14 protein-coding genes are annotated in these 19,342 nt (G+C 66.6%); 7 read left to right on the forward strand and 7 right to left on the reverse strand.

The annotated features are described in order from the left end of the window. Positions 1 to 83: 83 nt before the first annotated feature. Positions 84 to 596: a YcgN family cysteine cluster protein gene (locus tag QX124_RS23070; RefSeq protein ID WP_315739849.1), complete on the forward strand. Its 513-nt coding sequence runs from the start codon at positions 84 to 86 to the stop codon at positions 594 to 596. Positions 597 to 765: 169 nt separating this feature from the next. Next, positions 766 to 2,349: an MDR family MFS transporter gene (locus tag QX124_RS23075; RefSeq protein ID WP_315798368.1), complete on the forward strand. Its 1,584-nt coding sequence runs from the start codon at positions 766 to 768 to the stop codon at positions 2,347 to 2,349. Positions 2,350 to 2,487: 138 nt separating this feature from the next. On the opposite strand, the gene QX124_RS23080 is transcribed toward QX124_RS23075, so the two are convergent. From QX124_RS23080 to QX124_RS23095, 4 genes are all read right to left on the reverse strand, one after another. Continuing rightward, entirely contained in the window at positions 2,488 to 4,221 is a 1,734-nt protein-coding gene (locus tag QX124_RS23080; RefSeq protein WP_315798369.1) for a cell envelope biogenesis protein TolA, read from the reverse strand. A gap of 12 nt (positions 4,222 to 4,233) precedes the next feature. Continuing rightward, entirely contained in the window at positions 4,234 to 6,351 is a 2,118-nt protein-coding gene (locus QX124_RS23085) for an OmpA family protein (protein WP_315798370.1), read from the reverse strand. 258 nt (positions 6,352 to 6,609) lie between these two features. Beyond that, positions 6,610 to 8,202 (reverse strand): MBL fold metallo-hydrolase, encoded by a 1,593-nt coding sequence (locus QX124_RS23090; RefSeq protein ID WP_315739845.1) that lies wholly within the window; start codon positions 8,200 to 8,202, stop codon positions 6,610 to 6,612. Between the two features lie 46 nt (positions 8,203 to 8,248). Beyond that, a complete protein-coding gene (locus QX124_RS23095) occupies positions 8,249 to 9,781 on the reverse strand; it encodes a thymidine phosphorylase family protein (RefSeq protein WP_315798371.1) in 1,533 nt (510 codons plus the stop codon). A gap of 382 nt (positions 9,782 to 10,163) precedes the next feature. Between QX124_RS23095 and QX124_RS23100 the strand changes: the two genes are divergently transcribed. Then, positions 10,164 to 10,328, forward strand: a complete 165-nt coding sequence (locus QX124_RS23100) for a Flp family type IVb pilin (RefSeq protein ID WP_315716136.1) — start codon at positions 10,164 to 10,166, stop codon at positions 10,326 to 10,328. 229 nt (positions 10,329 to 10,557) lie between these two features. On the opposite strand, the gene QX124_RS23105 is transcribed toward QX124_RS23100, so the two are convergent. From QX124_RS23105 to QX124_RS23115, 3 genes are all read right to left on the reverse strand, one after another. Continuing rightward, positions 10,558 to 12,054 (reverse strand): porin, encoded by a 1,497-nt coding sequence (locus QX124_RS23105; RefSeq protein ID WP_315756474.1) that lies wholly within the window; start codon positions 12,052 to 12,054, stop codon positions 10,558 to 10,560. A gap of 403 nt (positions 12,055 to 12,457) precedes the next feature. Continuing rightward, entirely contained in the window at positions 12,458 to 13,459 is a 1,002-nt protein-coding gene (locus QX124_RS23110) for a LysR family transcriptional regulator (RefSeq protein ID WP_315798398.1), read from the reverse strand. Between the two features lie 476 nt (positions 13,460 to 13,935). Further along, positions 13,936 to 14,910: a Ku protein gene (locus QX124_RS23115; protein WP_315739842.1), complete on the reverse strand. Its 975-nt coding sequence runs from the start codon at positions 14,908 to 14,910 to the stop codon at positions 13,936 to 13,938. Between the two features lie 263 nt (positions 14,911 to 15,173). Between QX124_RS23115 and QX124_RS23120 the strand changes: the two genes are divergently transcribed. From QX124_RS23120 to QX124_RS23135, 4 genes are all read left to right on the forward strand, one after another. Next, on the forward strand, positions 15,174 to 15,326 hold the full coding sequence (locus QX124_RS23120; protein ID WP_315739841.1) for a hypothetical protein: 153 nt from the start codon (positions 15,174 to 15,176) through the stop codon (positions 15,324 to 15,326). A gap of 291 nt (positions 15,327 to 15,617) precedes the next feature. Continuing rightward, on the forward strand, positions 15,618 to 16,292 hold the full coding sequence (locus tag QX124_RS23125) for a response regulator transcription factor (protein WP_006614547.1): 675 nt from the start codon (positions 15,618 to 15,620) through the stop codon (positions 16,290 to 16,292). 62 nt (positions 16,293 to 16,354) lie between these two features. Further along, entirely contained in the window at positions 16,355 to 17,731 is a 1,377-nt protein-coding gene (locus QX124_RS23130) for a sensor histidine kinase (protein ID WP_315739840.1), read from the forward strand. A gap of 110 nt (positions 17,732 to 17,841) precedes the next feature. Further along, positions 17,842 to 19,308, forward strand: coding sequence for a hypothetical protein (locus QX124_RS23135; RefSeq protein WP_315798372.1), 1,467 nt, complete (start codon positions 17,842 to 17,844; stop codon positions 19,306 to 19,308). Positions 19,309 to 19,342: the final 34 nt, after the last annotated feature.

Here is a 19,342-nt window from a genome sequence, read left to right on the forward strand (position 1 = left end):
CCGTAATCGGCAAAGCCCCTTGCGCGGCTCGGGGCCGGGCACCTAGATGGCGGCCACGCCACGCCCTCCTTGAGAATCGCCCGATGACCGCACCGCTCAAACGTCCCTCGGGCCAGGAGGGAATGTTCTGGAAAACCAAGATCTTGGAAGAGATGTCCGAGGCAGAATGGGAAAGCCTCTGCGATGGCTGCGGGCGCTGCTGCCTGGAGAAGCTCGAAGACGAGGATACCGGCGACATCTACTTCACCCACATCTCGTGCAAGCTCTTGGATGCCGGGCTATGTGCCTGCAAGGACTACCCGAATCGTTCCGAACAAGTGTCGGATTGCGTTCGCCTGACGCCTGAGAACGTCCGCACCCTGACGTGGCTGCCGCCGAGCTGCGGCTACCGACTCGTGGCCGAGGGGCGCGATCTCTACTGGTGGCATCCCTTGATCTCGGGCGATCCTCAGACGGTGCATGAAGCCGGCGTCTCGGTGCGCGGCCGGGTCGAAGGGACCGAGGACGACGTTCCGGACGACCAGCTCGAGGATCACATCGTGCAATGGCCGGTGCTGCTGCCGAAGCGGGCCAAGCTGAAGCGACGGCCGAAATAGGCTCGATCACCTCGCGTTCGCAGCAAATCACGATGATGCGACCGTTCTCGTGCTGTCGGGATGCACCCATGCGCCCGGCCGGCTGCCGCGGGGGAAATTTATGCCTTAAGTAGTTCGCCAGTCAGCGAATCCGCGCGGCGTTGGTCGCGCCCGGCATAGCATTCATCCCATGAACAAGTTCGATCGGCAGAGCCATTGTCCTGCCGCGTCCCCATCCCTGCCCGAAGAGATCGCCGCCGAGCTGCCGGCCATTCCGCCGCAGGTGCAGGCGATCGAGGATGCGCCGCCGCTCGCGCCGCCCGTGCCGCTGACCCAGGCCGAGGTGCGGACCATCCTGATGAGCCTGCTGCTGACGATGTTCCTGGCCGCGCTCGACCAGACCATCGTGGCGACCGCGCTGCCGACCATCGGCCGCGAGTTCCAGGACGTCGCCAATCTCTCCTGGGTGATCACCGCCTACCTGCTGGCATCGACCGCGGTGGCGCCGGTGTTCGGCACGCTCTGCGACATCTATGGCCGCCGCTCGATGATCATCACCGCGCTCAGCCTGTTCGTGGTCGGCTCGGTCGTCTGCGCGCTGGCGCCGAACATGCCGGTGCTGATCCTTGCCCGCGGCCTGCAGGGGCTGGGTGGCGGCGGCATCATGCCGGTGGTCCAGACCGTGATCTCCGACGTCGTCAGCCCGCGCGAGCGCGGCCAGTACCAGGCCTATTTCAGCGGCGTCTGGCTGTTGGCCGGCCTGCTCGGGCCGGTGATCGGCGGCTTCTTCGCCGACCATCTGCACTGGTCGATGATCTTCTGGATCAACGTCCCGCTCGCGATCGCGGCGCTCGCATTGCTGCTGCCCAAGATGGGCCGGCTGCCGGTCTATCACCGGCTGCGCAAGGTCGACTGGGCCGGCGGCCTGCTGCTGATGGCCTCGGCCGTCGTGTTCATGCTGGTGCTGACCTGGGGCGGCCACAAGCTGGCCTGGCTGTCGCCGACCTTGCTGGCGATGATCGGCAGCGCGGTGGCGCTGGGCTTGGCCTTCGTCTGGCACGCCAAACGGGCCGATGAGCCGTTCCTGCCGCTGTCGCTGATGGGCGGCACGGTCGTGCCCTACGGCATGCTGGCAAGCGGCTGCGCACTCGGCGCGCTGATCGGGCTCACGGTCCATCTGCCGCTCTATTACGAGCTGGTCTATCATTTGACGCCGAGCGAGGCCGGCCTCGGCCTGATTCCGATCGCGGCGATCTCGACCTTCGGCGCCGCGATTGCTGGCCGCACCATGGCCCGGGTCAAGCACTACAAGCGCGTGGCCATCGTGGGCACGATCATCGGCACCATCGCCGCCGCGGTCATGACGGTGACGACGCCCTCGCTCTGGGTGCTGATGGCGCTGCTGTCGATCTACGGCATCGGGCTCGGCACCGCATTCCCGATCTCGGTGGTGTCGTTGCAGAACGCGGTGGACCGCTCCCAGATCGGCACCATCACCGGCGCCATGAACTTCTTCCGCTCGATGATGTCCTCGTTCACGGTCGCGGCCTTCAGCGCCATCCTGCTGATGGCGCTGGGCGCCGACATTTCGCTGGCGGAGGGCGCCCATGGCGCGGTCAGCGGCATCGCGGAAGCCGACATGATCCATGCCTTCCGCTTCGTCTATGCCGCGGCCACCGCGATGCTGGCCTGTGCCTCCGTCTGCATGATGCTGATGGAGGAGCGGCCGCTGGCCGGCCCGTCGCGCAACGAGGCGGTGGAGATGGCGGAGTAGGAAAGACAGGTAGGGTGGGCAAAGGCGCCGGGCACAGCAGCCCGCGGCGAGATGGCGGGCACGGCGTCACCACGATGGGACGTGAGGAGAGAGCACAGCATCGCCTTTGCCCACCCTACGGTTCGTCAGTTGGGGCCGCTACTCGCGCGGCTGAAGGATCTCGATGTTGTCCTGCCCGCGCGAGCCGTCGTCGAGCGATGACTTCACCAGGCCAGCCTCGACGCGTTTCGCAAATTCGGTCGATCGGCCGTTCGCCAGCTCCCTGGCTTGGCTGATCCATCGCTCGCGCTCGATCCGTCCTGCGAACGCCAGATACGAGCCGACCCATTTGGCGTGCTCGGCGGTCCAGGCTGCGATCTGCTCGAAATGCCAGATGCCGAGGCCGTGCAGCCGGGCCTCGTTCTGCTTGCCGATACCCTTGATGAGCTTGAGATCGTCGGCTTGCCCACCGCGCGGCGCCGCCAGCCCGAGCGGCCGGCTGCCGCCATGGGCGTCCTCGTTCTCGACGGGCGGCATCAGCGCCGGCAGGTGGGCCAGGAGGTAGCTGGCCTCGTCCTCGCTCAGCGGCGCGTCGGCCTGATCATCGATCGTGATCGCGCCCGACTTCACCGCAGTCGAATGCGCGGTGTCTAGGCCGGCGGCGAGCAGCTTGGCCTGCGCGATCCAATGCTCGCGCTCGATGCGGCCGGGGAAGGCCATGTGATGGCCGACCCAGCTCGCATGGTCAGGCGACCAGGTCGCGATCTGGCTGTAATGGTGGATGCCGATGTCGTTGAGGACGCGCTCGTTCTTGGGTCCGATGCCCTTGATCAGCTTGAGATCATCGGCGGTGCCCTCGGGGGCGGGCAGGGCCGGCGGTCTGCCGTCGGCTGTGGCCGGGATCTCCGGCGCCGATGATGCGGCAACCTCGGCTGCAAGCCGTTCCGCCTCGGCGTCTGCGGCGAGGTCATCGGCTTCCGCCCTTGCGGCCGCTTCGGCGGCGAGGCGATCGGCCTCGGCCTTGGCGGTCGCTTCGGCCACGAGACGCTGAGCCTCCGCCTCGGCTTTCGCGACGGCCTCCGCCGCAAGACGGTCTGCTTCGGCTTTCGCCGCTGCCTCAGCGGCCAAGCGTTCAGCTTCGGCCTTTTCGGCCGCTTCTGCCGCAACACGATCGGCCTCTGCTTTCGCGGCTGCTTCCGCAGCGAGGCGGTCCGCTTCGGCTTTCGCGGCGGCCTCCGCAGCAAGGCGCTCGGACTCGGCGTTCGCCGCCGCCTCGGCAGCGAGCCGTTCGGCTTCGGCCTTCGCTGCGGCTTCAGCCGCCAGACGATCAGCCTCGGCCCTTGCCGCGGCCTCCGCGGCGAGCCGCTCAGCCTCGGCCTTTGCGGCCGTTTCGGCGGCTAGACGCTCGGCCTCCGCCCTTGCAGCGGCTTCGGCCGCAACACGATCGGCTTCGGCCTTTGCGGCGGCTTCAGTGGCGAGGCGATCGGCCTCGACGCTGGCTGCGGCCTGCGCAGCCGGGGATAGGCTGTCCGCCCAAGGACTGGCCGCCGCCGTTGCGCCGGCGAACGCGACGCTGTGTCCAGGACCGCCCGGCGACATCGCACTGGTGTCACCCAGCCCGACATAGTCCTTGAGCTGTCCGCCGATCAGGCAGCCGAGCACATAGGCGCCGACCATCAGCAGGCCGACCTCGAGCCACAGGCCGGCACGTCCGGGCAGCACGCTCAGCAGCGCCATCACGATCCCGATGACGAGGGCGAGCGTCGCCGGCAGCAGCCAGCTTCTCAGCCAATCCGGCCGCGGCGCGTCCGACCAGGTGCGCCAGCCGACAAAGCCGCCGATGCCGACGGCGAGGATGATCCAGAACGGAAATGTCGCAAGGTCGTACATCATGATGTCAGCGCCTCACTTGACGACGAATTCGATGCGGCGGTTCTGCGCGCGGCCTTCGGCCGTGTCGTTGGAGGCGACCGGCTTGGTCTGGCCGTAGCCTTCCGAGGTCATGCGCGAGGTGTCGATGCCGGCGTCGCCGATATAGCCGACCACCGCGGCCGCCCGGCGCTTGGAGAGGTCCATGTTGTTATCTTCGTCGCCGACATTGTCGGTGTGGCCTTCGATCGCGATCTCGGCGTCCTTGCAGCGCTGCGCAACCTCGATCAGGTGATCGAGCAGCGCCAGCGACTCGCGGCTGAGCTCGGCGCTGCCGGTGCTGAAGCGGACGCGGCCCTTGGCGAGCAGCCCGTTGAACGCCGGCTGGCACTCCGCGACCGCGAGTGGCGGGCTTTCCGGCTTGAGGCCGATCTTGACGTCGTCGAGCTTGAAGCCGCTGCCGACCGCATCGGCGAGCTCCTTGCGGACCTGCTCTGCCGACTTGTCGTAGATGGCGAGCCCGTCGACCGTGATCGCCGCGTCCTTCGCCGTCAGCGCACCCGACCACAGCCGCGCCAGCGCCGGGAACGTCGCCTTCAGCGACTGCACGTAATCCTTTGGTGCGCCGTCGCCGATCTTCAGGCCGTCCTCGACCGTCTCGGTGATGAACGTCGACGTGGCGGCGTCGACGAGATCGCGGCGGGCGGCATCATCAGGCACGTAGCCGCTCAGCATGACACGGCCGTCCTGCTTCTGCAGTCCGAACGCGTAAGGCGAGACCGGGCCGTCGCGGACGTCGATGGACGCGAGCGCAAATGGCGCGGGCAGGGCGCCGGCCAGTTGCTCGCGCACGGCTGCGCCGGTGACGTTGGCGAGTCCGACGCCCCTGAGCGAGACCTGGGTGTCGTTGATCTCGGCGCGCCCCTGCGAAAGCCGGGCGAGCTGCTGCAGCAGGCTCGCGCTCGCTTTGGCAAGGTCGCCATCCGGGGCGCCGCGGGCGATGCCGATCTGGCTCTTGATCGGCTTGCCGTCGAACTGTCCGCTGGCGGAGCCCAGCATCGCATCGCGGGTCGCTCCGCTCGGCGCGAGACCTGTGAGGCTCAAGCCGGTGCCGTCGAACTCCGCCGACCAGCGATAGGGCTTGATCTCCGGCGGCAGAATGTCGGCCTTCGCCAAGGTCAGCCCGGTCGGCAGCTTGCCGACACCGGCCATCGTTTCGTCATAGGCGGCGGTCGAGGGCGCCTCGCCCGAAATCGTGTAGGTGGCGTCGGAGATGACGACGCGGCCCGTGCTCAGCCTGGTGAGCTCCGTCAGCGCATAGGACGTGTAGGCACCAAAATCGCCAGCAGGCGCGCCACGCGCGATCTGCATGTGATGCATCACCGACGCGCCGGGCCAGGCCTTGATCGCGGCGGCCTCGAGCGCGCGCCTGATGTCGTCATTCGGAACGACGCCGGACATCACCAGCGTGTTGCTCTCGCGAACCGCGCTCCAGATGAACGGTTTTGCCTCCGGCGGCAGGATCGCGACCTTGTCGAGCACGGCGCCGCCCGGCAACTGCCGCGTCGCGGCGATGGCGGCCTCATAGGCGTCCGACGATGCGGCGGCACCTGCGATCGAATAGGCCTTGTCCGCGAGCGCGAACGCGCCGCCGTTGAGCTTGGCGGCCTGGACCGATCCGTGGCTCGCGATGGCCGCGAAGTCGGCCGGAGCTCCCAGCGCATAGCCGAGGCGATCGACCACCTCACCGCCGGACGAACGGACGGCATTGAGCACGGCATTCCGAACGGCGGGCGTCGGCACCGCGCCTTCGAGCACGAGCTGGCCGCCGTTTCGCGTGGCGCGGAAGGCATACGGTTTCGGTGTCGGCAGCTTGTCGTAGGTGCCGTCGACGAGCCGAACGCCGTTGACCGACGCGGCGTCCTCCAGTTTCGTCGACTGATCGGGACTGAACTCCGGCCCTTCGATGCGAACGTCACGCCCCGCGACCGAGACCTTGAGAGCCGCGGCTGTGTCGGGGACGGCGGCGGCAACGGCGGCACGTGCCCGCGGTGCGATATCGTCCTCGACCCCCGCCGTCTTGAAGCTCATGGCCGCGAGCCACAGCACGGCAACAGCGATCAGTCCCGCCCACCATTTCGATGGTTGATGCATGTGAGAGCCCCTCGTTTCCCCACCTGCGCCCGGTTCACCCGGATCGTTCCGTTGTCATGAACCACGTGCCGAGCCTATCAGAACAGCCCTCGGAGACCAGCCGTCGGCACGTTGTGTGTTTCACTATGCACAAGCTGCGAGAGCGTCGCCGTCTGCGAGCTTCGCACCGCACCCGATCGTCCTCAAGGTGCGATCAAAGTGTGACCGTTCGACGACGAACATCGCAGGCGCGCAGCCTTCGCGGCTACGCCGCTCGCATCACTCCTCCAGCGCCCGGCGCAGGCGGCGGATGATGACGCCGCGGGCGCGATCGTCGGCGGCCTGTTCGATCCGCTCGTGGATGTCGAGCAGCAGACCCGACATGTCGTTGTGCCAGTCCAGCCGGGTGACCGCCTCCGGCGCCAGCCGCCGTCGGCGCGCGACGTCGAGCGGCGTCGGCACTGCGCTCGTCAGCTCATAGACGTCGTCGAGCAGGGGCGAGAACACTTTCGCCGCCGGCACGATCCGCTCGGCGACGCGCGTCGCCAGCGCCGCGATCGCAGCGTCCTCGCCGTGGGACAGGAAGAGGCCGCGCGCGATCGGGCGGCGGGCCGCGATCCAGCGCGCGATCTCGGCGCCGTCGGCGTGGCCGGAATAGTCGTCGATCATGCGGATGCGCGCCGCGACCTTGATCTCCTCGCCCTGGATGCGCACCGCCTTGACGCCGTCCTGCAGGAAGCGCCCAAGCGTGCCGTTGGCCTGGTAGCCGACCAGCAGCACGGTGGCGCGGCTGTTCCACAGCCAGCGCTTGAGATGATGGCGGATGCGACCGGCATCGCACATGCCGCTGGCGGCGATGATGATGTGGAAGCCGGTCAGCTTGGCGATCGCCTTGCTTTCATCGACGGTCTCGGTGAATCGCAGATGCGACGACGACAACAGACGGCCGACATCGCTGCCGCCGTCGAGGCTCTCGGTGTGCGCGCGAAACACCTCGGTGGCGTGGATCGCCAGCGGCGAATCCAGGAACATCGGCGCGGCCGGAATCTCGCCACGCTCCATCAGGCCGACCAGATCGACGATCAGCTCCTGCGTCCGTTCCACCGCGAAGGCCGGGATCAATAGCGCGCCCTGGGCCGCCGCCGCGTCGCGCACCTCGCCGGCCAGACGGCCGCGGCGCAGCTCCGGCGTGGTCGGCTCACGGATGCGGTCGCCATAGGTCGCCTCCGAGATCACGTAGTCGAAGCCCTCGGGCGCTTTCGGATCCGGCTGCAGCAGCTTGGCGTCGGGCCCGACATCGCCGGAGGCGAGCAGCCGCAGCGGCGCGCCGTCGGCGCCTTGTCCTGCGAATTCGATCTCGATCGAGGCCGAGCCCAGCAGATGCCCGGCATTCCAGTAGCGGGCGCGGACGCCGGGAATGATATCGGTCCAGGTCTCGTAGGGGACGGCTTGGAAGTATTGCAGCGCGGCGATGGCGTCGTCTTGGGTGTAGATCGGGCTGACCTCGCCGCGGCCGCGCGCGGTGTTGCGGCGGTTCAGCGCCAGCACCTCCTGCTCCTGGATGTTGCCGGCATCGGGCAGCATCCAGGAGCAGAGATCGATGGTGCCGCGCGTCGCGAAGATCTTGCCGTCGAAGCCCATGCGCACCAGTTTCGGCAGCAGGCCGCTATGGTCGATATGCGCATGCGTCAGCAGCACTGCGTCGATATCGGCGGGACGGAATGGGAAGTCGCCGTAATTGAGCTCCTTCAGCGTCTTCTGACCCTGGAACAGGCCGCAGTCGATCAGCATCTGTCCGTTGTCGGTCCGGACCAGATAGCAGGACCCGGTGACGGTGTGCGCGGCACCGCAGAATCGAACGGTCACACTCATGCGGCGGTCTCCCGAGGACGATGGATCGATGCTCGACGACGGTTCATCACGAACGACCGTTCGCGCCGTCGGCGAGGCTATAGCCGTGGTTGGCGGCGGCTGCGGCTGCGGCCAGATCATGCTCCGACGGATCGCAGGTGAACACGCGATAGAGTGGCTCACCCCGGTCGACACGATCGCCGATCTTCCTGAACAGCATGATCCCGGAGCCCTTGTTCACGGGCGCGCCGGCGGTGCGCGCCAGGCGATTGAGCCGCAGGCAATCGATCGCGGACACGATACCGTCGTGTTCGGCCTTGACGTCGAAGGCGAGATCGCCGAGCTCGCTGCGGCATTCCGGTGGGCCCTGCGCATCGATGATCTTCAGCATCTGCTTGAGCGCCGCGCCGCTGTCGAGCAGCTCGCGCGCCCTGTTATAGCCGGCGCCGCCGCGCAGCTTCGGATCATATTCGAGCAGATGCGCCGCCAGCCGCAGCGATTTCTCGCGCAGGTCAGCCGGGGCCGACGGCTCGTTGCCCAGCACCGCCATCACGTCGCGCGCCTCCAGCACCGGCCCGATGCCGTTGCCGATCGGCTGGCGGCCGTCGGTGGTGATCACCTCGACCTTGAGACCGAACCTGTCGCCGACGAATTCGAACAGCTTGCGCAGGCGCATCGCCTCCGCGCCGCTGGTCAGCTTGGCGGTCGGGCCGACCGGCAGGTCGAGCAGCAGATGCGTCGAGCCGGCAGCGAGCTTCTTCGACATGATCGAGGCGACCATCTGCTCGCGGGTATCGAGGCTGAGCGGGCGCTCGACCGAGATCAGGATGTCATCGGCCGGCGACAGGTTGACGTGGCCGCCCCAGATCACGCAGCCATTGCAGGCGGCGACGATCGATTTCATCTCCTCCGCGCCGACATTGACCCGCGCCAGCACCTCCATCGTGTCGGCGGTGCCGGCCGGCGAGGTGATCGCACGCGAGGAGGTCTTCGGGATGGTCAGGCCGTGGGCGGCGACGATCGGCACCACCACCATCGAGGTGCGGTTGCCGGGGATGCCGCCGATGCAATGCTTGTCGACCACGACCGGGTCCGGCCATTTGAGCTGAGTGCCTGCATTGGCCATGGCGCGCGTCAGCGCCAGCAGCTCACCCGAGGTCATGAAGCTGGCCGACCCGATCAGGAAGGCTGCGATCTCCATGTCCGAATAGCGGTAGTGGGTGAGGTCCTCGATCACGGCAACGATCGCCTGGTCGCTCAAGGTCTCGCCCCGGATCTTGGCCCGGACCGCCTCCATGCTGTCGGGCGGCGTCGCGGGCGACACGGTCGCGAGCGTGCCGGCCGGCTCGGCAAAGCGCCGCAGCGCCGGCTCCGACAGGCCGATCTCGTCGGGCCCGATCAGTGCGTCGTCGTCGGTGATCAGGAGTGTGGCCAGCAGCGTCCGCGAGTTGCAGCGCAGCTCGACGCGGCTGAAGCCGCGGAAGACCTCGGGCCGCAGCGCCTTCGAGCGGCGGGAGATCACGACAACGTTCTCGCGGCCGGTGTCGAGCGCGACGCTGCGGATCTTGAGCTGGGGGCGGGCGGAATCTGTTGTGCTCATGGCGACCAGGATAACCTTTAAGGCGGTCCACGCCATCGCCGTTGACCCAGATCATGACGTGGCATCCGGCGGATAAGCCGAATTTTTTCTGAATGTGTCGGACGAGGATTCAGCGGCTCGGCTCTGCCGCCAACCGGCCGGGGGCCGCGGACTGAGAATAAAGCGAAGCAAGTTCAGTTGCTTGCACTCCGGTTCGGATCTCGGACGTCGGGTGAGGGCGGGCCTGCGATGGAATGCCGGCTCCGAATCTGGGCCGCGCAGGTACCTCATCGGGTTAACCGATTGTTCAAGCCGATGACGGAGGGTTTCCGGCGGGGCGTCCATCCCGGCCTCGGCGCGCCCTTCCGGCGCGTCAGATGATCGAGCCCGACCGGAGAGGTAGATGCGGCAGTTGATTGCGAGCTTCCTGAAGAATCAGGCTGGCGCGACCTCGATCGAATACGCCATCATTGCCGGCGGATTGAGCATCGTGATCCTGGCGGCCGTCAATGGCCTGGGCTCGGGGCTGAGCAGCAAGTTCACCGCGATCAACACCTCGATCAAGTAGCCCGGCGGTCAAATTGCCGCGCGATCAAGTCGGCGCGTGATCAACTCATTGGCCGAATCAACTCATTGGCCGATCAAGTCACAGGCGTCGTGATTGTGCACGACGCCTGCTGCATTGTGCCCCATCCCATTCTGTTGCATGCGACGCGCCGCCAGTCTCCACGAACGAAGCTTCCGGCGGGGGCATCGCCGGAAGCTCGTCGAGCAGTCAGAGGTTCAACAGCCCAGCTTCAAAAGTTGCGCTGGGCGCGCAGCAGCATGCTCACCGTGTCCTGGTCCTTGAGCTGGTAGATCGCGGCCGGCTTCGCCGTGCTCGTGACGGCCGGAGCAATCGCCGTGCCCGAATATTTCTGGTCGAGGTGGCTGTAGGTCACGTCGGCCGAGAAGGTCAGGCCCTTGACCGGCGTCCATCGGGTGATGAGGCCGATCTGTCCGAGATTGAAGTCGGGGTTGCAGGTCGAGCCCGCCGTCAGCATCGCGGTGGCGGCAATGCCGGCACAGATGAGGCTCGATCCCGTCTGGCCATAGCGCACCTGGGCATAGGCGCCGTACAGCGCCGTATTCCAGCGCGGATCCCAATTGTGGGTGAAGGCGCCGCGCATGCCCCAGGTCTGCACGGTCGACAGGCCCGTGCCGGTGCCGAACACCGCGTCGGCGACGCCGGCGAAGCCGATGCTCTGATAGGCGCCGGCTACGTTGGTGCCGCCGTACATCGCGTAGGTCGTGTTGGCGAGGCTCTGGAAGTTGTAGCGGCTCGCGCCGTCGGTGTAGACCGCCTGCAGGTTGACGACGTCGCCCGGACCGGTCGGGATGTTCTTGATCGACAGCGCCAGTTGCGCGGCCCAGCCCCACTTGTCGGAGGGATGACCCGAGGTCTCGGTCGCGCCGTAATAGGCGGCATGATTGTCATGCGCGGCGAACGACGCCTGGAAGATGCCCCACGCCTGGTCGACGCGAACCATGCCGATGATGTCGGGAGACACCGTCCCGCCGAAGCTGCTCGAGCCATAATTGCCGCCGAGCACGCCGGCCGCGGTGATGCCCGACGTGTTCCAGATGTTGGTGGTGAAGAACTGCGTCTGGTCTTCCAGCGAGACCGCGGCGGTGATGCCCTGGCCGAAATCGGCGGTGTAGGTGAACTGGTTGACGCCGTTGTTGGAGCCGCTGCCGCCAACCAGGCCGTCGAAATTGTTGCCGGGATAGTTGGTCCAGGGCGCGTCGAAGGTCGACACCGCCTTGCCCATCGTGAAGCCGGCGAACTGAATGAAGGCGTAGTAGACGCCGACGATGCCGCCCGAGATGGCATCGCCGGTGTAGGAGGTGGCGCCGGCGCCCGCGCCGCCATAGGAGCCCGAGGTCCAGTTCAGCACGGTCTCGAAGTAGGTGCGCACCACGCCATATTCGGTCGCGGTGCGCGTATCGATGTTCAGATCCTGGCGCGAACGGGTCTGATAGCGGTTGCTCAGGCGGTTGTCTGCGCCGGCCTGGCCTGAATAGGCGCCACCGTAGTTGCTGTTGGTCCACAGCGCGGTCTCGGCGCGCAGATAGCCGCCGAGCTTGATGCAGGTGTCGGTGCCTGGAATGTAGTAGAAGCCGGTGCCATACAGCGAGCACACCTTCACATATTCGACGGCCTTGGCCTTCAGCGGAAGATCCGCGGCCTGAGCCGCTGCGGCGGACAGTATCACTGCTCCCGTTCCCAGTAGCAGGCCCCTCAACGTCTTCATTTCCGTTTCTCCGGTTGACGGCGATGCACACGGCCCCCCGCGTGTCGCCTCTGGCTTCGCCAGATTGCTGCTCTCACACATTTGATTCCGGCGACGGCTTGATCGGCGCGACTGGCGGAATGGTTGAATGCAGTGTGCATGAGCCAATTTCGATTTGATGAATGTGCTCTGCTTGTTCGAGGCACACTCGATCGTCGTTAACACGCTGCTCGCACGCACCAGCGTCGACGCGGTCACGCCGCGGTTTTGGCCTCGCTGTGTCGATTTGTTAATGGTGATAATCGTGAATAGGCTAGATGGGAATCCCGAACAATCCCGCTGCACATCGCAAACTGCGCGCATCATGGCGTTTCGCAGCGTCGCTGCCGACGCGCGAATGATCTCTCCGGCCTCGCACGTGATCTCAGCGGCGGTTGGGCTCGACGTGCATCGACGTTCGATGTGACGTCGCTGCTACCAACCCGTGTGCGCCGTAATCCGCCGCGCGCGTCATCGCGTCCAGGGTGACGCCGCTGCGCCAGCGCTTGACGAAGTCGAGAAAGACCTGCAGCGGCATCGGCGGTTGCCGGCGGCTCGGATGGTACAGGAACAGTCCGGGCGTCGCGTAGCTCCAGCCGGGCAGCAGCCGCATTAGCCGTCCTTCGGCCAGATGCGGCTCGATCATCGGCTCGACGAGATAAGCGACGCCGATGCCGTCGAGTGCGGCATTCAGCGCGAGATCGAAGTCGTTGACGATGAGGGAGCCGTCCACAGCAATCTCGGTGCGCTCGCCGCCCTTTTCGAAGATCCAGGGCTGCAGCGTATCGTCGGCAGGGACCCGATGCCGGATGCAATTATGGGCCTGGAGATCCTCGGGAACGGCCGGCGCGGGATGCGCCGCGAGATAGCCGGGGGCGGCAACCGCAACGAAGCTGCACTCGTCGAAGACGCGGATGACCTTCATGTCGCGCTCCACCCGGTGTCCGGATCTGATGCCGGCATCAAAGCGATTGCGCACGATGTCACTGTTGGTGTCGTCGACAGCCAGTTCGATATGGATGTCCGGGTATTCGGCCAGGAATGACCTGATCAGGGGGCCGAGCCCCCTTACGGCGAACACGCGGGATACGGTCAGGCGCAGGGTGCCCATCGGCTTGTCGCGGAACGCGTTGATGCTCTCGATGGCCTGGTCGACCCGTTCGAGAATCGGCTGGATCTCCGCCAGCAGGCGCTCGCCGGCCTCCGTGAGGGCCACGCTGCGTGTCGTCCGGTTGAACAGCCTGACGTCCAGCCGCTCCTCGAGGCTCTTGATGGTCTGGCTGATGGTGGGCAAGGAGCAGCCGAGATAAGCGGCGGCCTTGGTGAAGCTCAACGAATCCGCGACGGCTGCGAAAGCGGAGAGCTCGGACAGCTGAACCCGTGCCATCGCTAGGCGTACTGCGCCCGGCGTTGGTCCGTATCGTGCTGAAACATCCATATCCCCCTGATACGCCGCGTCGTGCGGCTGGGACGACTTCGCCAGCGTCGTCCCGACCGACCAGGCACATCGATCTTCCATCAGGAAGCTGTACGCCCGGATCACCATCCCGCGCCGCAGAGCTAGGCGCGACGTGATCATTCCGCAAGCATCGAAGCGATGTCGACACGATCACAAATCCGCGCCTGATCGCTGGATCACCGTCGCAGGATCAACTTACCTGACCAAGGCAGATGTTTCCGCCGTGAATGGGACGGCGGCGATCGATGCGGTGTCCTTGGTGGATGAAAGACCCGTGGCGCCACGCGCGGTGTGGCGTGCCCGCTGCAACACCTGGAACTCGCGGCAGTCGCGGCCGAGCGACCGTTATGCAGAGGACCCGTACGACGTGCAGAGATCCGGAGGTCGCTCGCCGTATCGAAGCGTCAACTCGCCTTGCGTGAGCGTGCGGTGGTTCGCACCGGCTTCTCCGACTTCTTCGGCTCCTCGGCCTTCTTCGTCTCGTCCTTGGCCTTCTTGCCGCTGATCGGCAGCAGCATCTCGCGCTGGCCTTCGACGCGCTTCTTCGGCTTCTTGGCCTTGGCTTTCGGCGCGGGGGCGGCCGCGGCAGGCGCCTTGTCACCCTCGCTGGCAAGGCTGCGCTTCAGGGCGTCCATCAGGTTGATCACGTTGCCGCTCGACTTCGGCGCGGCCTTGGCGGCGATCGTCACGCCGCTGCGCTTCTTGTTGATGAGCTCGATCAGCGCGGCCTCGTAGTGATCCTCGAAGTTCTCCGGCTGGAAGTCGGCCGATTTCTTCTCGACGATGTGCTTGGCGAGATCCAGCATGTCGCTGGTGATCTTCACATCCTGGATGTCGTCGAAATATTCTTCCTCGTTGCGCACTTCGTAGGGGTAGCGCAGCAGCGTTCCCATCAGGCCCTTGCCGAGCGGCTCCAGCGCGATGATGTGCTCGCGGTTGGTGAGCACGACACGGCCGATCGCGACCTTGTCCATGCTGCGGATGGTCTCGCGAATGACCGCGAAGGCGTCATGGCCGACCTTGCCGTCAGGGACGAGGTAATAGGGGCGGATCAGATAGCGGCTGTCGATGTCGGTGCGCGGCACGAACTCGTCGATCTCGATCGTGTGCGTCGATTCCAGCGCGATGTCCTCGAGCTCGTCCTTGGTGACCTCGATGTAGGTGTCGGTGTCGACCTTGTAGCCCTTGACGATGTCGTCATTGGCGACTTCCTCGCCGGTCTCGGCATCGACCCTGCTGTATTTGATGCGGTGGCCGGTCTTGCGGTTGATCTGGTTGAAGGAGACCTTCTCGGACTCCGACGTCGCCGGATAGAGCGCGACCGGACAGGTCACGAGCGACAGGCGCAGAAAACCCTTCCAATTGGCGCGCGGGGCCATGACCTACTCCACTTAACTCCGAACTAACGGCTTGCTCCGAACCGGGCTGCTGCGGATGTCGTTCTCGCGGCAGCCGCGAGGATAACACCCGAGGCTGCGGATTCAACAAGCTGGCCGGCAGATTCTCGGATCGGCGTTAACCCGTCGCAGGGGGGCGCCGTACCGGAACATCACCTGGCTGCCGACGTTGCCAACGAGAGTGCGTGACAGAGCGCTTTACCGCTCGAACGCTCGAACGCGGATAACAGTCAGCTGAGGGCACCATGGCAGCCAGACGACCGACGCAGATCGTCGAGACCCCCACCGAAGCGCGGCAGGGTGAGCCTGGACCGTCGGTCCTGGCGATCCTGGCCATCTCCACCGGACTGGCGCTGCTGGTCCTTGGCCTGGTCTGGTTCGTGTTCTTCCGCACGTGACACGAGGACCGTTCGACCCGCTCCGTTGCGTGGCTGGGGAGGGGACCCGGGGAGCAACGTCCGTCCGCGTCCCCGCGGGTCCGCGTTCGAGCCCCGCCATCGGTGCGGCGGGTCTTCACATGCCCATCCTCCAGAGCTTATATCCGCCCCAATTCTGTCGGCCCTTGCCGGCGGTCCCGATCGAGATGACCAAAAAGTAACTTGGTCGCTCGGGTTCCGTTCATGCACGGTTCACGGCCTTCCGGTTCATCTTGAGGGCGGAAATCGTGCAGTTCAGCTTTGGAGGCAAGCGTGCGTCTGCTCGTTGTCGAGGACGATCCGGATCTCAACCGTCAGCTCACCACGGCCCTGAGCGACGCCGGCTACGTTGTGGACCGTGCGTTCGATGGTGAGGAAGGGCACTATCTGGGAGACAGCGAGCCCTACGACGCTGTCGTGCTGGACATCGGCCTGCCCAAGATGGACGGCATCTCGGTGCTGGAAGCCTGGCGGCGCAATGGCCGGGCGATGCCCGTGCTGATCCTGACCGCGCGCGACCGCTGGAGCGACAAGGTCCAGGGCTTCGACGCCGGTGCCGACGACTATGTCGCCAAGCCGTTCCATCTCGAGGAAGTCCTGGCGCGCATCCGCGCGCTGCTGCGCCGCTCGGCCGGCCATGCCCAGAGCGAGCTGACCTGCGGGCCGGTCACCCTCGACACCCGCACCGGCAAGGTCAGCGTGTCAGGCAACCCCGTCAAGATGACCTCACACGAATACCGCCTGCTGTCCTATCTGATGCATCATTCCGGTCGCGTCGTCTCGCGCAGCGAGCTGGTCGAGCATCTCTACGACCAGGACTTCGACCGCGATTCGAACACGATCGAGGTGTTCGTCGGCCGCATCAGGAAGAAGCTCGACTGCGACGTCATCCAGACCGTGCGCGGCCTCGGCTACCTGCTGACCCCGCCGCCGGCCGCAGGCGCCTGATCCGTTTCCGGAGCATGCCATTCGAGGTGGCCGGGCGCCGGCCGTTTCGCTAGTTTGCGGTCATGCGCCAGAGTTCACTTGCCACCCGGTTGTTCCTGTCCGCGACCGCGTGGCTCGTGGTCATTCTCGCCATTACCGGCATCGTGCTGTCCTCGGTCTATCGCAACGCGACCGAGCGCGCCTTCGACCGACGGCTCAACCTCTATCTGCGCACCCTGATCGCCGAGGTCGCCACCCCCGACGATCCGCCGGACCGCCAATTCCAGTCATTGGGCGAGCCGCTGTTCGAGCTGCCGCTGTCCGGCTGGTACTGGCAGATCACCCGTACCGACGCCGAGAAGCCGGAGGTACGGGCCTCGCGCTCGCTGTGGGACAAGAAGCTGCCCAAGCTGGAGGAGCAGGGGGTCGAGCTCACGGCGGCCGGGATCCGGATCGGCTATGTCGAGGGGCCGGAGAACCAGGACCTGCGCATGGTCGAGCGCCCGGTGGATCTCGGCTCCGACGGCAAATTCCTGGTCAGCGTCGCCGGCGATGCCTCGGAGATCTTCGACGAGACCCGCAGCTTCGACTATTACCTCGGCGGCACCTTCACGGCGCTCGGGATCGTGCTGCTGCTCACGACCATCTTCCAGGTCCGCTATGGCCTCGCGCCGCTGAAACGCATCTCCGAATCGATCGCCGACATCCGGTCCGGGCGCGCCGAGCGGCTGGAAGGGGAGTTTCCGGTCGAGATCGCGCCGCTGGCCCGCGAAACCAATGCGCTGATCGATGCCAATCGCGAGATCGTCGAGCGGGCGCGCACGCATGTCGGCAATCTCGCCCATGCCATCAAGACGCCGCTCTCCGTCATCGTGAATGAAGCGGCGACCCATGCGGCGGACCCCTTCGCGGCCAAGGTCATGGAGCAGGCGGACGTCATGCGCGACCAGGTCGCCCACCACCTCGAGCGGGCGCGGATCGCCGCGCGCGTCACCATCGTATCCACCGTGACGGAGGTGGCGCCGGCCATCGAGGCGCTGCGGCGCACCATGGAAAAGATCTACCGCGACCGCAGCATCGTGGTCGAGGCGACCGCCGATCCCGCCGCGAGGTTTCGCGGCGAGCGCCAGGATCTGGAGGAGATGGTCGGCAATCTGGTCGACAATGCCTGCAAATGGGCGGCTTCGCGGGTTTCGGTCGAGCTCACGGTGGAGCCGCCGGCCCAGTCCGGGGCGTCGCCGATGCTGCGGATCGTGGTCGACGACGATGGCCGCGGCCTCTCGGCCGCCGAGCGCGCCCAGGTGCTGCGGCGCGGCCAGCGGCTGGACGAATCCAAGCCGGGGTCGGGGCTCGGGCTGTCGATCGTCACCGATCTGGCCGCGCTCTATGGCGGCCGCCTGACCCTGGGCGATGCCCCGACCGGGGGACTGCGGGCGGAGCTGAGATTGCCCGGCGTTTGACGGGGCGGCGAATTTCGCCATCCTAAAGGTGTTCTTAATACCGCGGACGCTATGGTTCGGGCAGGGGTGCGCGATGTGCGCTCTCGCCGTGGAAATTTGCACGCCGGCGCATGGGTCAGACAGCTCACGAGCGGTTAAGGGAATATCTCGGGCAGCTGCCGCCGAACGCGCAGTCGCTCCTGATGCGCGAATTCGAGCGCGCCATCGAGCGCGGCCAGGACGTCGCCGTGGCGACCCTGGTGCTCGAGCAACTGCGCAAGGTGGTGCGTCCCGTCGCGCCGCCGGCTCCCGCGCCAACAGCCGACCCGGCGCGGCCCCAACCCGCCATCGAGATCGCCCGTCCGCAGGCCCGCGAGGAGCGCCGCCAGAGCGGCGATGGCCCGCGTCGGCTGTTCCGGCCGCTCGACCCGTTCCTCACCGATTCCACCGGTCCTCTCCGTCCCGGCCAGATCCGCCGTGCCTCGCTGCTGCCGGTCTGGCAGTGGCTCGGCCGCGAAGGGGCGCCGGAGCGCTACGCCGAATTCGAGGCCGCGATGGCGGTCTCCAGCGACAGTTCGCGCGAGGTCGAGATGGCCGCGCGCAAGCTGCAGCGCGCCGCCGCCGACGCGCTGATGAACCTCGTCGGCCCCAACGCGACCGGCGACCGCCAGCGCGCGCTGGCCCGCATCGGCGCGCCCAGCGTGATCGAGGATCTCCTGCCGATCGGGCTGGTGCTGCAGAATCGCGAGGCGCTCGACGGCCTCAACGGCCGGTTGCCCGGCATCATCCGCGTGCTCGGCGATTCGCAGATTGCCTCCGTCACCGAAGCCATCAACGTGCCGTCGCTGCAGACGCCCTCGATGCTGCCGTTCGCATTGTCGCTGGTGATGCAGCGGCTCGCCGCGCCCTGGCAGATCATCCGGCTCGCCACCAAGATCGCGGCATCGGACGACGAGATCCGCGTGGCGGCGACCCCGTTCGGCGTCGCCGTCACCATCGCGCTCAACGATCTCGCCGGGCTCGCCTCGGTGCTGCGCGCCGACATCCGGCGCGGTCATTTCTCCAATCTCGGCGATACGCTGAAGACGCTGCATGACGGCGTTCGCGGCCTGCGCACCGAGCTCGACCTGCGCTCGGAATCGAACTGGGGCAAGCAGCTCACCGCGATCCGCGCCGACATCTCCAATGCCCTGCAATCGGAGATCGACAGCGTGCCGGGCCGCGTCCGCCGCATCCTGCGCCAGCGCGCCGACAAGGACATTCCGGCCGGCGCCGGCGTCGACGGCAGCGAGGTCGAGGAGGTGGCGGCGCTGATCGAGTTCGTCGCCGTCTGCCGCAACTATGCCAGCGAGCTCGCGATCAACGAGGTGACGCTGCGGACCTATTCCGACCTGCAGCAATATGTCGAGAAGGCCACCGAAGCGCTGGTGCAGTCGCTGCGCTCGGGCGACGCGCGGGCGCGCGCCTATCGGCAGTCGCAGGTGTCGGCGGCGATCCGCTTCTGTCACGTCCTGTTCGGCAACGACTACGCCCAATTGATGAGCAGGGCGGCCGAGAACGCGATGAACGGCGAGCGAAAATCCTCGCGCGCCGGCTGAGATTTTCTGCTAATCTGTTTACGTTTTTGATTTT

The organism is Bradyrhizobium sp. SZCCHNRI3043, from assembly GCF_032377735.1.
GTDB lineage: Bacteria > Pseudomonadota > Alphaproteobacteria > Rhizobiales > Xanthobacteraceae > Bradyrhizobium.